The organism is Nocardia sp. NPDC004718, assembly GCF_053601535.1.
The window spans coordinates 394966-409179 of sequence record NZ_JBSGCA010000001.1 but is presented as its reverse complement, the minus strand read 5'-3'; the positions used below and the strand labels follow the sequence as shown (position 1 = coordinate 409179).

The window sequence follows — 14214 nt, the reverse complement described above, 5'->3', positions numbered from 1 at the left end:
CCGGAAACGTGAACGATCCAACGCGGTGCAGCCTCGTGCATGAACCTTTGTTGAGGTCAAGCGCCGCGTCGGATCGCCGGGTTCCCGGTCACAGCGTCGTGCGCATCAGCAGGACGTTGTACTGGCTGTGCACGGTCGTGAGGAAGTACAGATCGCGCCCGGTCTGGTACGGAAAGATGGAAGGCGCGTAGGCGGTGGGCAATTCGCGGGTGTCGATCAGCACTTCGGGATCGCTCCACGGTCCGACCGGGTCGGGCGCGCGCCGCATCACCACCGAATTGAATCGATCGGTGGTCAGCGAAACGTATTGCCCCAGATAGGCGTTGTACATCACCGACAGTTCGCCTACCCCGAACATGATGGGCGCGGCGGCGTTCACATCGTTCTTCCGCCAAGCGTGGCCGTCCCAGTATTCGTATTCGGCGAGATTCCCGATGTCGTGCGCGCGCACGCGGGCGACGTGCGCGGTGTGATTGCGTCCGGACCGCGTGCCGTATTCGTAGATGTACCCGCCGTCGGCGAGGAAGGCGTTCATCTGGAAGTTGGCGTCCCCGCCTTCGTTGTTCCGTCGTGTTTCCGGCAGTTCGGCCCAGGTCTCGCCGTTGTCCCCGGAGACGGCGAGACCGGAGAAGTTGGTGCTCCACTGGCCGACGTCGTCCCAGGTCCGCACGGACATCAGGCTCATGTACTGCACGCCGTCGACGGCGATGCCCGCGGTCGGGATGCGGCTGATCTCCAGGAACGGGATCTTCGGGCTGGCGATCAGATCGCGCGCCTGCCCGAACACGTCGCGCACCACGCTGTCGAAATAGACGCCCTCGGCCGGATCGGTGGTGTGGCTGCGCAGCAGGATATTGCTGCGCCAGGCCCACATGCTGCCCGCCAGCAAATTCGGGAAACCGACGCCGGCGGTGTCGCCGAACGCCGTGAGCATTTCGCCGTGCCCGTTGTCCCACATGATGCCGAGATCGGTGCCGAGAACGTTGTAGGTCTGGGTGTTGTTCGGGCTGGCCATACCGGTCACCTGGAAGACCGCCTTGGTGCGGCCGAGCAGATTCGGTAATCCGGTCGTGCCGTTGAGCACCGGGATCGGATTGATGGCGTTCGGGTTGGCGATGGCGGGGGTGGTCGCCGTGAAGAGCAGGGCCGAGGCGCCCGCCAGCGCCGAGAGCAGGAAGGATGCGGTCTTGATCACGGTCTGTGAGCCCTCCGGTTTCTTCCCGAGAGCGGTGCGAAACACGGACGTCCCGCGATACACAGACCCTTCGCAGTGTGCCGCGCACCACTAGTCGACTGGCTGGCAAATCGTGCAAATGGTAGCAGCGGAACCAGCCGCGGGGAGGGTTCTCCAGCAGACTAGCGAATTTGTAGCTAATCTCCGGTAGGACGGCTGCGCGTCTTGCGGAGAAGCAAAGGAAGTTGCGTCGCGCGCTCGACGGCAAAGGTTCGCCGAGTGGATGCTCGCCATGACTTCTCGAAGAGTCGTTTGGCGGAGGAGACCGCGTGCGGCGACCGCGTGGCGAGGCGGTCGGCGAGTTTCTCGGCCTCCGCCATGGGGTCCGGCGACAACTCGGTGATCAGGCCGATGCGCGCGGCGTAGTCCGCGTCCACTACGTCCGCGGTCATCGCGAGCAAGAGAGCTTTGTCGATGCCGATCAGCCTGGATAGTGTTGCAGCGCCGGTCATGTCCGGGATCAGCCCGTGTTTGGCTTCCATGACGGAGAACTCCGCGTCGGGAGTCGCGAAACGGACATCGGCGGCGAGCGCGAGCTGGAGCCCGCCGCCGTAGCAGCGCCCGTGCACCGCGGCGATCACCGGCACCGGCAGGCGGCGCCAAGCCCAGCACGCCTCCTGGAAGGCGTTGGTGCCGCGCCAGGGTAGCGGCACGAAGTTCCGAACGATTGCCAACGGATCGCTGATTGCCGCGGAGATATCCAGTCCGCTGCTGAAGCTGGGTCCGTTGCCGGACAGAATGACCGCACGCACATCGCTGCGGCGGGCCACCAGCTTCGCGCTGGCAACCAGCTCGTGGAGCATATCGATGGTCAGGCCGTTGTGCTTGTCCGGCCGGTCCAGCGTGACGTACGCCCGGTGGTCGTCGAACCGCACTGCGATGTTGGTGCCCATGCTCGGATATTACTCGTGAGTCAGTTATATGGCGCGCACTGTTGCCGCGGCGCCGGGGCTCTGTTCTAATCGGACTCGAGTTACCGTCAATGTTGACGGTTATGGAGCGGAGGTCGCATGCTGCCAGCCGGAATGGACCCGAGGACGCCGGTGCTCGTCGGCGCCGGGCAGGTCGTACACCGGCCGGGTGAGCCGGGTCTGCCCGGCCCGGTCGAACTCGCCGCCGAATCCTTGCGCCGCGCCGGCGCCGACAGTGGCGTCGGCGACCGATTGCTGCGCTCGGCCGATGTGATCGCCGCCGTCGCCCCGGTCAGCCGCCCCTACGGTGACCTGGGCGCGCTCGTCGCGGCCGAACTGGGCGTCAGCCCGAGAAGAACCGTGCAGTCGGTGCGTTTCGGCGGTGACGCGCCGCAGCGGTTGCTCAACGTCGTCGCGCAGGCCATCGCCGACGGCCGCTCGGCGGTCGCCCTGCTCACCGGAGCCGAAGCGGTGTACTCCGGGAACACGGCCGCCCGCTCCGGCGCGGCGGTGGACTGGCCGGAGCAGCCGGACGATGTAACCCCGGACGAGATCGTCGGCTCCGATCGTGGTCCGAACTCGGACATGGAAACCGCCGCGGGCCTGTGGGGCCCGGTGTACTTCTACGCGCTCATGGAGACGGCCCTGCGCCGCAGGCTGGGGTCGAGCGAAGCCGCGCACCGCGAGCGGATCGGCGGACTGTGGTCGCGGCTGTCGGAGATCGCGGCACGCAATCCGTACGCGTGGCAGCCCACCGCGCAGGCTGCCGCCGAACTGGCGACGCCGGCGCCCGCCAACCGGATGGTGTCGACGCCGTATCCGAAGCTGCTGGTCGCGAACCTGACCGTGGACCTGGGCGCCGGGCTCATCCTGTGCAGCGCGGCGGCGGCCGACGCCGCCGGAGTGCCGCGGGACCGATGGGTGTTCCCGCATGCCGGCGCCACCGCGACCGACGAATGGTTCGTCTCCGAACGAGCGGACATGTCTCGATCGCCCGCGATCGCCGCGGCGGGGAAGGCGGCGCTCGGCGCCGCGGGAATCGCGATAGACGACGTGGCCCGCGTCGACCTGTACTCCTGCTTCCCGGTGGCGGTGCAGATCGCCGCCGAGGAACTCGGCCTGCCGATCGACGATCCGGCCCGGCCGCTGTCGGTCACCGGCGGTCTCACCTTCGCGGGCGGCCCCGGCAACAACTACACGACGCATTCGATCGCGACGCTGTCCGGCATCCTCCGCGCGGACCCCGGCGCATTCGGCCTGGTGACGGCGCTCGGTTGGTACAGCACCAAGCACGGCGTCGGGGTGTACTCGGCGAAGCCGCCCGAGCGGCTGTTCCGTGCCCTCGAGGCGGATGTGCCGGCGGCGCGGCGGGAACCCGCGCCCGGGTACACCGGCCCCGCCACGGTCGAGGCGTACACCGTCGCTTACCGCAAGGGTCCCGCGCCCGACCGTGCCGACGAGCCGGAAGCCGTTGTGATGAGCGCACTGACACCCGCGGGGACCCGCATACTGGTCCGGGCGTCGGATGCCGACACCCTCGCGGCGTTCACCGCCGGCGACCCGCTCGGCGCGGACGCCGAGATCGCCGCGGACACGTTCACCCTGCTCACCGAGAGGAGCGCCCGATGAACGACTCGGTCCTGATCGAGCGGCGCGACGCGATCACCGTGCTCACGGTCAACCGTCCCGAGGCGCGCAACGCGATCAACCTGGCCACCGCGCAGGCCATCGAGGCCGCTGTCGACGAGTTCGAAGCCGATTCCGCCGCGCGCGTGCTCGTGCTCACCGGTGCGGGCGGAACCTTCAGTGCCGGAATGGATCTCGTGGCCGCGTCGAAAGGCGAGATGCCGATGACGCAGCGCCGCGGCCCGCTCGGCATCACGGCGAAACCCCCGGCGAAACCGATGATCTCCGCCGTCGAGGGCTTCGCGCTGGCCGGTGGTTTCGAGCTGGCGCTCGCGGGCGACCTCATCGTCGCCGCGCGCGACGCGCAGTTCGGCATTCCCGAGGTCAAGCGCGGTCTGGTGGCGGCGGGCGGTGGCGTGCTGCGCCTGACCCAGCGGCTGCCGCGCAGCACCGCCGCCGAACTCGCGCTCACCGGAGGCCGGATCGGCGCCGAGCGGCTCTACCAGCTCGGCCTGGTCAACCGGGTCACCGAGCCGGGGGCGGCGCTGTCGGTGGCGCTCGAACTCGCGGCCGAGATCGTCGCCGCCGCACCACTCGCGGTGGCCGCGAGCAAGCGCATCATCGACGAGTCGCCGGATTGGCCGGTCGCGGAGGGATTCGCGAAGCAGGGCGAAATCGCGCTGCCCGCATTGTTTTCCAAGGACGCCGCCGAAGGCGCGCTGGCGTTCGCGCAGAAGCGCGAGCCTCAGTGGCAGGGTCGCTGACGGGCGGGCCGGGACACGTTCGGCAGCCGCAGGCGCAGCGCAGGGAGCGCATGCGCACGCGGCTGCTGGACGCGGCGGTGGAGAGCCTGGTCGAGGTCGGTTACGCGGGCACGACCACGCTCGAGGTGCAGAAGCGGGCGGGTGTGCCGCGGGGAACGTTGCAGCATTATTTCCCCACCAGGGCCGATCTGCTCGCCGGCGCCGTCGAGCATGTGGCGCGACGCCGTTTCGACCAGCTGACAAGCGAGTTCGAAGGGATCCCGGACGACGCGGACCGGCTGGAGACGGCCGTCGAGCTGACCACGCGGATGCTCAGCGGCCCGTCGTTCTGGGCAGCGCTGGAGATGTGGGTGGGCGCGCGGACCGACCCGGAACTGCGGGCGGCCTTCCTGCCGCTCGAGGTCCGCCTGTTCGAACTGATGCACACCAGCATTCGTGACAGCTTCCGGCGCGAGTTCCCCGACGATCCCCGGGTGCCGACGATCACCGAGTTCACCATCGAGATCATGACCGGCTCGGCCCTGCGGGTGCTGCTCACCGGGGACGTGTCGCGCAACCGGGTCCTCCAGCACCGGTGGGGTAATGCCGTGCGCGTCTTGCTCGGCACGGCATCCGCTGACACGTTGCTCGATCCGCCCGCCGGTTGAACGGACGGGCGTCTAGCGCTGGCGGGTGACCGTCTCGAGCAACACCTGGGCGCATCCGGCCGGGTCGTCGAAGAACGGCGTGTGCCCGCTGCCGTGCAGCGTGACGTGCTCGGCGTCCGGTAGCACGCTGCGTGCCTTGCGGCTCTGGGTCGCGTAGGTGAGCAGGATGTCGCGGCTGCCCCATGCGATGGTCACCGGAATGTCGGCGAGGGAGTCGATTTCGGGCAGCCGGACATCGGTGAACGAGGCGATCGCCTCGTCGAATCCGGCCGCGTCCGCAGCGCCGATGGCCGTGTCCAGCGCCACCTTCCCATCCAGCGCCCAGGGCTTGCCGAACACCAGGGAGAGGAAGACGGTCCGGCCCGCGGCGGTGCCGAGGACGGACGGGAGGGCGGGCCGCAGCTTGCGCGCCAACGCCCGTGACTTGCCCAGCGACTGCTGGCACCACACACGACCGGCGGTATTCCAGAAGCCGATCGGGGAGTAGGCGGTCACCGAGCGAGCCAGCCCGCGAGCGCCCAATTCCAGCGCGATCAGCCCGCCCATCGAGTTGCCCGCGAGATGCGGTTGCTCGATCCCCTGCGCGGCGAGGAATTCGTCGAGCGCGTCGGTGAGGTTGGGCACGGTGTTGTGCGCGAGCGGGTGCGTCGAACCGCCGAAGCCGGGCAGGTCGACGGCGATCACTTCGTACGACGCGGCCAGTGTGTCGATGATCGGCTCCCACACCTGCCACCGGCTTCCGACCCCGTGTACCAGCACGAGCGGCTCGCCCGCGCCGACGCGGTGATGGTGCAACGTCGTCATCCGCCAACCCTAACAGCAGTCACCTGTCATCAGTTGGTATCGCGCAGCAGCCACCGGCTGGAGTGGGGAGGCGCGGCTATTTCTGACAGTGCGGGTTCGACGCGGCACGTCCCCATCCGGCGAGTGATCTAGCTCACTGGCTTGTCACAGTGCTCGCTCGCGCGGTGTCTGGATGCCGACACGCTGGATACGAAGGAGTTCCCGATGAACATCGCACTGTGGATCGCTACGGCACTGTTGGCCGCGCTCGCCCTCTTCGGCGGCATCACCAAGGCGTTCGTTCCGCGGGAGAAGCTCGCCGCGTCACCTGGCGGGGAATGGACCGCGACTGCCGGCGACGGATTCGTCAAAGGTTTGGGCCTCCTGCAGATCCTGGCGGCGGCCGGTCTGATCCTGCCCGCCGTGCTCGACATCGCGCCGGTGCTGGTGCCGGTCACGGCGGTTTGCTGGGTCGGGCTCATGGTCGGCGCGATGATCACCCACGGCCGGCTCGGGCAGTACAAGTTCGTCGTGCTGAACTCGGTGTATCTCGCGGTCGCGGTGTTCATCGCGTGGGGCCGGTTCGCCCTCGAACCTTTCTCGAGCTGACGGCCCCGATCGAACGCAGCCAACCACCGGGAGGAGGGTCGAGAAGATGAGCGACCACGCGACCGAGGCTTTCGTCGCCCACCGCGACCTGTTGTTCACCGTCGCCTACGAGATGCTCGGCTCGTCCGCCGACGCCGAGGACGTTCTGCAGGAGACCTGGCTGCGCTGGGTGAAAGCCGACACCGAGCAGGTGGACGACGAACGCGCCTATTTGGTCCGGATCACTACCCGGCAGTCGCTCAACCGGCTACGCACGATGAAGCGCCGCAGAGAAGCATACGTCGGCCCCTGGCTGCCCGAACCGATGCTCACCGCACCCGACGTCGCCGAGCATGTCGAACTCGCCGAGCACATCTCGATGGCGATGATGCTCGTCCTCGAGACGCTCTCGCCCACCGAACGTGCTGTTTTCGTGTTGCGCGAGGTCTTCGACCTCGGCTATGAGGAGATCGCGGCCGCGGTCGGCAAGAACCCGCCGACCGTCCGCCAGATCGCGCACCGCGCCCGCCGCCACGTCGAGGCCCGCCGCCCGCGTTCGGTGGTATCGCCCAGCCAGATCCGCGCGTCGGTGGAGGCGTTCGGGCGCGCGCTCGAATCGGGGGATCCACAAGGCCTGCTCGACGTGCTCGCCCCGCATGTCGTCCTCATGAGCGACGGCGGCGGTATCAAGCGAGCCGCGCTGCACCCCGTCATCGGCGCGGAGAAGGTCGCCCGCTACATCACCGGCGGCACCGGCAAGGTCGAGGCCGTTCTCAGCCGCGAAACCATCCTGATCAACGGACAACCCGCATTGGCGCTGCGCCTGGACGGCGTGCTCGACGGCATCATGGCCTTCCACGTCGAGGACGACCACATCACCGGCCTCTACTTCGTCCGCAACCCGGAAAAACTGACCCGCCTCGCGTCCGAGACGCCGCTCGCGCTGCGCTGAATATCGGCAGCGCCGCGACGGCCGCCATGCGCTCACCGGCAGCGAGCAGTGCGAGTTGCATCCGGTGGCGCGCTGGGAATCGCCCAGATCGCGCTGACGCGGTCGTCGCCGAGGGCTGGTGCCGTACCCGGCAATATCGGTAGGATAATTGGTATGGCAACGCGTAAGGTCACCCTTTCGCTGGACGAAGCCGCTTGGTGGTATGCCGAGCAGGCGGCCGCCCGCGCGGGAATGTCGCCGTCGGCTTGGATTTCGAAGGCCGCGCGACGGGAAGCCGTGCGCACCGGGGTCGGTCCGGTGTCGGATGTGACCGCCGAGGCCGCCGCGGACGCGGCCGAACTGGCGGCCGCGGAGGAGGCGATGCGTGCGTCGGGGTGAACTGTGGATCTACAACCCGCATGGTTCGCCGCGCCGCCGAACGGTCGTGCTCATCAGCAGTGACGGCATCAACGAGTCGCCGCGCCCGTGGTTGATCGCGGCCGAGGTGGTCGAGGACGATCCGCAGGACATCCTCGCGGTTCCGGTGGAGGAACACGGCTGGGTGCATGCCGGGAACATCGGGCGCATCTTCCGCGGTTGGCTGGCCGAGCGGGTGGATGTGGTGGACACCGACACGCTGGAACGGCTCGACACCGCGTTGCGCGCGGCCATGGACCTCTGAGGCCTCCTGGGCAAAGACCGCGCGCGACTACCGCTGAAGGCCGGACGGCATTATGGTGGCCACGCCACCGACAGTGGTCAGTCGAGGAAGAGGAGTCAGGTGCGGATCTGCATGATCGCCGCGGCGCTGATCGCGCTGCCGGTGCTCGCGGCATGCGGCAGCGACAAGGACACGGCGGCGCCCACGGTGACGCAGGCCGATCTCGCCAAGTCGTTGCAGGACAAGGGCCTCAAGAACAAGCAACTGGCCGAATGCGCGGCGAAAGTGTTCGTCGATCAGGGCATTTCGCAGGCCGGACTGCGGATCATGACCAGCGACGAGTACGACACCAAGTCTCCCAACCAGGAAACGCTGGGGATGAGCAAAGAGGACGCGGACAAGGCGCGCGCTGCCAGCGGTCGCATCGCGAGCGAGTGCATGTCGGCGGCTCAGACGCGCTGAGTTCCGGCCCGCCGGGGCGGTCGACGATTCGCGTAGCGAGGCGGTTGATCAGACCGTACGCTGTCGCTACGTCGACGCGGGTGTCGACTAGAAGCCGAGGATTCGACCGTGTCACAGCCGCCTTTTCCGACATCGCCGAGTCCGGTGGGATCGCCGACCGCGCAACCGATCAGCCCATCCGGTCGCTGGTTCGCGCTGGGTGGCGCGCTGATCGGCCTCGGCGTCATCGGCGGGATCGTCCTCGGCGCTTTCGGCTTCCTGCAGACCTCGGGCCGGATCGACGACTTCCAGCGGGTCAAGGTGCCCGGCTCCGGCATGGTGAACTTGGCGGAGTCCGGCGGCTACACCGTGTATTTCGAGTACGCCGGGGCATCGTCCCGGGGCCCCTCCGGCACGGTCAACCTGCGGGTGCTCGATCCGGACGGCAAGCACCTGGAGTTGCAGAAGTACGACGCGCCCATCACGTATTCCTTCGGCAGCCACGAGGGACGGGCCGGGCTCTCGTTCGAGGCCGCGAAGCCGGGCGCCTATCGCGTGACCACGGCGGGTAGTTCCGAGGTGACGGTCGCCATCGGACAGGGTCTCGGCTCGTCGTTCGTCGGCACACTGTTCGGTGCGCTCGCCCTCGGTTTCGGTGGCGTGGTGCTCGGTGTGCTCGTGATCGTGGTGGTGGCGGTCAAGCGAAGTGCGAGCACGCGCAAGGTCGCCGAACCAGCCACGTCGCGACTGTAGCGGCGGGTACCGGCAGCGGTACCGCTTCGATGTCGTCACCGCGCTGTCCAACGCACGCGGACAAGTCGACCCGGCCGGGACCTCGCGCACTCGAGCGGGTCGATCTCCGCGCTCCGGCGAGCATTTCGATCGCGCTGCGCGCAACCCGTGAGCGCCCGCGCGCGGTGCGCGATGGTGGGCTGATGACGACCACCGAGGCGAAATCCACTACCGATTCCGAACTGGATGCGATCTTCGGCCCGATCTTCGACCAGATCGCCCAGGGCGCCGTGACGCGAGAGATCGATCGCACGCTTCCTTATGACGAGGTCGGACTGCTGCGCTCGGCGAAATTCGGCGCGCTGCGCGTTCCGGTCGAGTTCGGCGGCTACGGCGTCACCGTCCGGCAGCTGTTCCGGTTGCTCATCGAACTCGCCGCCGCGGAATCGAATCTGCCGCAAGCGCTGCGGGTGCACTTCTCGTTCGTCGAGGATCAACTCCTGGCGGAGCAAGGGCCCGAGCGGGAGCGGTGGCTGCGCGCGGTGGCCGAAGGCACGCTGGTGGGCAACGCGATCACCGAACCCGGTGCCGGCGCGGTGGACCGCTACCGCACCACGCTGACCGAGGACGGCGGGCGCTGGTTGCTCAATGGTGTCAAGTACTACAGCACGGGATCGCTGTACGCGGACTACATTCTGGCCGCCGCCGACCGCAACGGTGAGCGCGTCGGGGTGCTGGTGGACGCGAACGCCGAGGGAGTGCGTCAGCACGACGACTGGGACGGCTTCGGCCAGCGGCTGACCGCCAGTGGGACAACGGAATTCACCAATGTAGCGGTAAGCGAAGACCGAATCCTCGGTCCCGGCTACGGCGCGCCCGGGCCGACGTACGCGACCTCCTACCTGCAACTGGTCCAGCTCGCTGTGCTGGCGGGCATCGCCAAGCGCGCCGAGCGTGACATCCGGGAGTGGGTCGCGGCGCGTACCCGCGGCTACACACACTCCGCCGCCGACCTGCCGCGGCACGATCCGCTGGTGCAACAGGTGATCGGGCGGCTGTCGGCGGCCGCGTTCGCCGCCGAGGCCAGTGTGCTCGCCGTCGCCGACGTGCTCGACGGAGTGCTGGCGGGCGGTGTGAAGGACGAGAGCGCGGTGGTGGCCGCCGAACTCGCGGCGGCGCGGGCCCAGCTCGCCGTCATCGATCTGGTGCTGCCCGCCACGTCGCTGCTGTTCGAAGTGGGTGGCGCTTCGGTCGTTTCCGAACAGCTGCGGCTGGATCGGCACTGGCGTAACGCCCGCACCATCTCGGTGCACAACCCGGCGATCCAGAAGGCGCGGGCGATCGGCGATCACCTGCTCAACGGCGCCGATCTGCCGTTCGCCTGGAGCGCGGGCGAGCGTACACCGGCCGGCGGAGCCGCGCAGTGACCCGCCGGATCCGGTTCAACGCATTCGACATGAACTGCGTCGCCCACCAGTCCCCGGGGCTGTGGCGGCATCCCGACGACCAATCGCACCGATACAAGGAGCTGGGCTACTGGACGGAGCTGGCGAAGCTGCTCGAACGCGGCCGCTTCGACGGCATCTTCATCGCCGACGTCCTGGGCACATACGACGTCTACGGCGGCAACGACATCGCCGCGCTGCGCCAAGGCGCGCAGATCCCGGTTGCCGACCCGCTGCTGCTGGTCTCCGCCATGGCGGCGGTGACCGAGCATCTCGGGTTCGGCATCACCACCGGCACCGGATTCGAGCACCCGTACCCATTCGCGCGGCGGCTGTCCACGCTCGACCATCTCACCAACGGCAGGCTGGGCTGGAATGTGGTGACCGGCTATCTGCCCTCGGCCGCACGCAATTTCGGCGCGGCCGACCAGCTCGACCACGACGAGCGCTACAACCAGGCCGATGAATACCTCGAGGTGCTGTACAAGCTGTGGGAAGGCTCGTGGGAGGACGACGCTGTGGTCCGCGACGCGACCGCGGGCGTCTACGTGGACCCGGCCAAGGTGCACCACATCGGTCATCGCGGCACGCATTACACCGTGCCGGGCATCCACCTGTCGGAGCCGTCGCCGCAACGCACGCCGGTGATCTACCAGGCGGGTGCGTCTGCGCGCGGGGTGCGCTTCGCGGCCGAGAACGCCGAGGCCATCTTCATCGCCGGTCCGTCGAAACGAGTGCTCGCGCAGACGGTTTCCCGGATCAGGGACGCGCTGGCGGCGGCAGGCCGCCCCCGTGACGCCGCGCGCGTCTACGCGCTCGCGACGATCATCACCGACGCGACCGACGAGGCAGCGCGGCACAAGCACGAGGAGTACCTGTCCTACGCGAGCGTCGAGGGCGGCTTGGTGTTCATGTCCGGCTGGATGGGCATCGATCTGTCCCGCTACGACCTCGACGACCCGATCGGCCAAGTCGAAAGCAACGCGATCCAGTCGGCGGTGGCGGCGTTCCAGGAATTCGATGACGACGGGCGGGAATGGACTGTCCGCGACATCGGCAAGTGGGCGGGCATCGGCGGCATGGGTCCGGTCTTCGTCGGTTCCGGGGAGACGGTCGCCGACCTGCTCCAGGAGTGGGCCGCCGAAACCGACCTGGACGGCTTCAACCTGGCCTACGCGATCACACCGGGAACGTTCGAAGACATCGTCCGGCACGTGGTCCCGGTGCTGACCGCCCGAGGCGCGTACGCCCCGGAGTACACGCCGGGCACGCTACGCAACGCGCTGTTCGGCGCGGGCGATCGATTGCCCGCCGACCATCGCGGCGCGAGCTACCGGTTGAGCGGCCTGGGATCGACGGCCCTGCCGGATACGGTCTCTCGGCCGGGAACGACGGTCGAGGCGACCTCGTAATGTGCTCGCACGGCGCCGGAGCCTTCGGGGCCCGGCGCCGTCCGGCTTTCCGGCCGACGAATCAGATCGCCGCGAGTAATATCTCGGCTACCGCTTCCAGTCCCGCCCGATCGATGTCGTCGAAGCGCTCGGGGCGCGGACTGTCGAGGTCGAATACTCCGATCAGCGCATCGTCGCGGACCAACGGCACGACTATTTCCGAACGTGTATCGGCATCGCAAGCGATATGTCCCTCGAAGGCATGCACATCGGGTACGAGTTGGGCGCTTCTGGTCTGTGCCGCCGTGCCGCACACGCCTTTTCCCAGCGCGATGCGCACACAGGCGGGTTTGCCCTGGAACGGGCCGACGACGAGTTCTCGCCCATCGTAGAAATAGAAACCCACCCAATTCACATCCGATAATGCATGGAATACCAGCGCGGCGATATTGGCGGCGTTGGCGATGCGGTCGGTCTCACCCGCGACCAGCGCTTCGGCCTGGGCGGCGAGCTGGCGATACTGCTCGGTGCGGTCTCCGGTGAGGTCGGCGACGACAAACGACATGGGCCGAATGGTACGCGCTGCGAATTCGCTGTCTGCTTATTGATTCTCGGTGATCGCAACACTCTGCCAGCACCGCGCGTCCATCGCATCATCCCTGCATGACTTCGCAGCAACCCGTATCCCGTTCCACTCGTTCGGCCGCGGTTATCGGCGCCGGACAGACCGGCGTCACTGCGGCGCTAGGACTTCTCGACGCCGGTTTCGACGTCACCCTTTACAGTGAGCGCGATCAGCGCGCCTTACGCGACGACGTGCCCGCCACCGGCACGGCGCTCGAATTCGGTGAGACCCAGCAGGCGGAGGCCGCGCTCGGCTTGGACAGCTACACCGCGCGGGCGCCCCGGCACACCGGCTTGAGCGTGCGCATCGCCGGACCTGGCCCCGATCGTCCCGAATTGATCCAATTCGACGGGCATTTCGACGGATACGTCGGCGTCGCGGTGGACACCCGGCTCAAGGCCGACGAGCGGCTCACCGCGTTCCTGGAGCGCGGCGGCCGGTTCGTGCTGGATCAGGTGACGCCGGAGACGCTCGACGGCATCGCCGCCGCCAACGACCTCACCCTGGTCGCGACCGGCCGCGGCGGTCTGTCGGACCTGTTCCCCATCGACGCGCAGCGCACCCCCTACGACGCGCCGCAGCGGTCCTTGCTCACCGTCGTCGTCACCGGCCTCGGCCACGACGAGAACGTCTTCGCGCATCGCAGCGTGGCGGGCGGCGCGCACAGCGGCTTCTCCATCCTCGCCGACCAGGGCGAGGGCTGGTGGGGCCCGTACCTGCACAAGGACGCGGGGCCGAGCTGGGCCTTCCTCGGCTGGGCGCGTCCCGGCAGTGACTGGGAGAAGCGATTCGCCGGCGCCGACTCCGCCGAGTCGGCGCACCGGATCGTGCAGGACCTCTACCGCGACTACATCGAGTGGGACCTGCCGGAGGTGCTGGCGACCAAGACCATCCCCGAGGATCCGCACTCGTGGCTGAAGGGGGCGGTGCGCCCGGTCGTGCGGTCGGGGGTCGGGCGCACCGCGGGGGGCCACGTGGTCGCCGCGCTGGGTGACACCGCCATCGCTTACGATCCGATTGCCGGGCAGGGCGCGCAGAGCGGGCTTATCCAGGCGCAGCGGCTGGTCGCGGCGGCCGCCGTGCACGAAGGACCCTTCGACGAGGCGTGGATCGCGCGGCAGTACGCCGCGTTCCTCGCCGCGCGCGCCGACGCGGCGAACAAGGTGACCAGGCTGTTCCTCAGCGATCCCGAACTGGCCGAGGTCGGCAACGCGTTCTTCGCCGCGGCGGCCGTCGACCCGGCGTTCGCTTCGGCGCTGGTCGGCCTGCTGCATCGGCCGCAGCCGTTCCTGCCGGTCGACTCGCCGGAAGCGGTCAACGAGTTCATCACACGGGTCACCGGCGAGGACGCCGCCGCGCTACTGGGCCGGTTCGCGCCCGCGGGCAAGTTCGCCAGGTCGAGCTACTCGCCCGCGCTCGCCGACGCCTGATCCGA

General features: G+C 68.6%; 16 protein-coding genes. 12 read left to right on the top strand and 4 right to left on the bottom strand.

Annotated features, from left to right (window positions below):
- Nucleotides 1-88 precede the first annotated feature (88 nt).
- Together ACWEH3_RS02105 and ACWEH3_RS02100 are read right to left on the bottom strand one after the other, a co-directional pair.
- Nucleotides 89-1195 (bottom strand): DUF4185 domain-containing protein, encoded by a 1107-nt coding sequence (locus tag ACWEH3_RS02105; protein ID WP_450017811.1) that lies wholly within the window; start codon nt 1193-1195, stop codon nt 89-91.
- 176 nt (nt 1196-1371) lie between these two features.
- Entirely contained in the window at nt 1372-2127 is a 756-nt protein-coding gene (locus ACWEH3_RS02100; RefSeq protein ID WP_450017809.1) for a crotonase/enoyl-CoA hydratase family protein, read from the bottom strand.
- Nucleotides 2128-2244: 117 nt separating this feature from the next.
- On the opposite strand from ACWEH3_RS02100, the gene ACWEH3_RS02095 reads away from it, so the two are divergent.
- Genes ACWEH3_RS02095 through ACWEH3_RS02085 form a run of 3 tightly spaced genes read left to right on the top strand, consistent with a single transcriptional unit; the run spans nt 2245 to nt 5182 of the window.
- Nucleotides 2245-3774 carry an acetyl-CoA acetyltransferase gene (locus ACWEH3_RS02095; RefSeq protein ID WP_450017807.1) on the top strand — a complete coding sequence of 510 codons (1530 nt, stop codon included), beginning with the start codon at nt 2245-2247 and terminating at the stop codon, nt 3772-3774.
- A complete protein-coding gene (locus tag ACWEH3_RS02090) occupies nt 3771-4535 on the top strand; it encodes a crotonase/enoyl-CoA hydratase family protein (protein ID WP_450017805.1) in 765 nt (254 codons plus the stop codon). Before ACWEH3_RS02095 ends, ACWEH3_RS02090 begins: the two co-directional genes overlap by 4 nt.
- 50 nt (nt 4536-4585) lie before the next feature.
- A complete protein-coding gene (locus tag ACWEH3_RS02085; RefSeq protein WP_450017803.1) occupies nt 4586-5182 on the top strand; it encodes a TetR/AcrR family transcriptional regulator in 597 nt (198 codons plus the stop codon).
- A gap of 12 nt (nt 5183-5194) precedes the next feature.
- On the opposite strand, the gene ACWEH3_RS02080 is transcribed toward ACWEH3_RS02085, so the two are convergent.
- Complete coding sequence (locus ACWEH3_RS02080; protein ID WP_450017801.1) at nt 5195-5986, bottom strand: alpha/beta fold hydrolase; 792 nt, start codon at nt 5984-5986, stop codon at nt 5195-5197.
- 204 nt (nt 5987-6190) lie between these two features.
- Here ACWEH3_RS02080 and ACWEH3_RS02075 point away from each other — a divergent pair, with 204 nt between their 5' ends.
- The 8 genes from ACWEH3_RS02075 (at nt 6191) to ACWEH3_RS02040 (ending at nt 12175) form a co-directional block, all read left to right on the top strand.
- Nucleotides 6191-6574, top strand: a complete 384-nt coding sequence (locus ACWEH3_RS02075; RefSeq protein ID WP_450017799.1) for a DoxX family protein — start codon at nt 6191-6193, stop codon at nt 6572-6574.
- A 46-nt stretch (nt 6575-6620) separates the two neighbouring features.
- Entirely contained in the window at nt 6621-7505 is an 885-nt protein-coding gene (locus ACWEH3_RS02070) for an RNA polymerase sigma-70 factor (protein ID WP_450017797.1), read from the top strand.
- A 153-nt stretch (nt 7506-7658) separates the two neighbouring features.
- Entirely contained in the window at nt 7659-7883 is a 225-nt protein-coding gene (locus tag ACWEH3_RS02065) for a hypothetical protein (RefSeq protein ID WP_450017795.1), read from the top strand.
- Nucleotides 7870-8166, top strand: a complete 297-nt coding sequence (locus tag ACWEH3_RS02060) for a hypothetical protein (RefSeq protein ID WP_379249280.1) — start codon at nt 7870-7872, stop codon at nt 8164-8166. Before ACWEH3_RS02065 ends, ACWEH3_RS02060 begins: the two co-directional genes overlap by 14 nt.
- 111 nt (nt 8167-8277) lie before the next feature.
- Nucleotides 8278-8607: a hypothetical protein gene (locus ACWEH3_RS02055; RefSeq protein ID WP_450017793.1), complete on the top strand. Its 330-nt coding sequence runs from the start codon at nt 8278-8280 to the stop codon at nt 8605-8607.
- A 144-nt stretch (nt 8608-8751) separates the two neighbouring features.
- Entirely contained in the window at nt 8752-9339 is a 588-nt protein-coding gene (locus tag ACWEH3_RS02050) for a hypothetical protein (protein WP_450017791.1), read from the top strand.
- Nucleotides 9340-9521: 182 nt separating this feature from the next.
- Nucleotides 9522-10745: an acyl-CoA dehydrogenase family protein gene (locus ACWEH3_RS02045; protein ID WP_450017789.1), complete on the top strand. Its 1224-nt coding sequence runs from the start codon at nt 9522-9524 to the stop codon at nt 10743-10745.
- A complete protein-coding gene (locus tag ACWEH3_RS02040) occupies nt 10742-12175 on the top strand; it encodes an LLM class flavin-dependent oxidoreductase (RefSeq protein ID WP_450017787.1) in 1434 nt (477 codons plus the stop codon). The genes ACWEH3_RS02045 and ACWEH3_RS02040 overlap by 4 nt, the downstream gene beginning before the upstream one ends.
- A 61-nt stretch (nt 12176-12236) precedes the next feature.
- Here the strand turns inward: ACWEH3_RS02040 and ACWEH3_RS02035 are convergent, their stop codons facing one another.
- Entirely contained in the window at nt 12237-12719 is a 483-nt protein-coding gene (locus ACWEH3_RS02035) for a GAF domain-containing protein (protein ID WP_450017785.1), read from the bottom strand.
- A 98-nt stretch (nt 12720-12817) separates the two neighbouring features.
- Between ACWEH3_RS02035 and ACWEH3_RS02030 the strand changes: the two genes are divergently transcribed.
- Nucleotides 12818-14209: a styrene monooxygenase/indole monooxygenase family protein gene (locus ACWEH3_RS02030; protein ID WP_450017783.1), complete on the top strand. Its 1392-nt coding sequence runs from the start codon at nt 12818-12820 to the stop codon at nt 14207-14209.
- Nucleotides 14210-14214 lie beyond the last annotated feature (5 nt).

Coding starts and splice junctions, on each gene's coding strand:
- ACWEH3_RS02075 (WP_450017799.1), top strand. CDS start 6,191: ATGAACATCGCACTGTGGATCGCTACGGCACTGTTGGCCGCGCTCGCC.
- ACWEH3_RS02045 (WP_450017789.1), top strand. CDS start 9,522: ATGACGACCACCGAGGCGAAATCCACTACCGATTCCGAACTGGATGCG.
- ACWEH3_RS02065 (WP_450017795.1), top strand. CDS start 7,659: ATGGCAACGCGTAAGGTCACCCTTTCGCTGGACGAAGCCGCTTGGTGG.
- ACWEH3_RS02080 (WP_450017801.1), bottom strand. CDS start 5,986: ATGACGACGTTGCACCATCACCGCGTCGGCGCGGGCGAGCCGCTCGTG.
- ACWEH3_RS02090 (WP_450017805.1), top strand. CDS start 3,771: ATGAACGACTCGGTCCTGATCGAGCGGCGCGACGCGATCACCGTGCTC.
- ACWEH3_RS02070 (WP_450017797.1), top strand. CDS start 6,621: ATGAGCGACCACGCGACCGAGGCTTTCGTCGCCCACCGCGACCTGTTG.
- ACWEH3_RS02100 (WP_450017809.1), bottom strand. CDS start 2,127: ATGGGCACCAACATCGCAGTGCGGTTCGACGACCACCGGGCGTACGTC.
- ACWEH3_RS02035 (WP_450017785.1), bottom strand. CDS start 12,719: ATGTCGTTTGTCGTCGCCGACCTCACCGGAGACCGCACCGAGCAGTAT.
- ACWEH3_RS02055 (WP_450017793.1), top strand. CDS start 8,278: ATGATCGCCGCGGCGCTGATCGCGCTGCCGGTGCTCGCGGCATGCGGC.
- ACWEH3_RS02095 (WP_450017807.1), top strand. CDS start 2,245: ATGCTGCCAGCCGGAATGGACCCGAGGACGCCGGTGCTCGTCGGCGCC.
- ACWEH3_RS02085 (WP_450017803.1), top strand. CDS start 4,586: ATGCGCACGCGGCTGCTGGACGCGGCGGTGGAGAGCCTGGTCGAGGTC.
- ACWEH3_RS02030 (WP_450017783.1), top strand. CDS start 12,818: ATGACTTCGCAGCAACCCGTATCCCGTTCCACTCGTTCGGCCGCGGTT.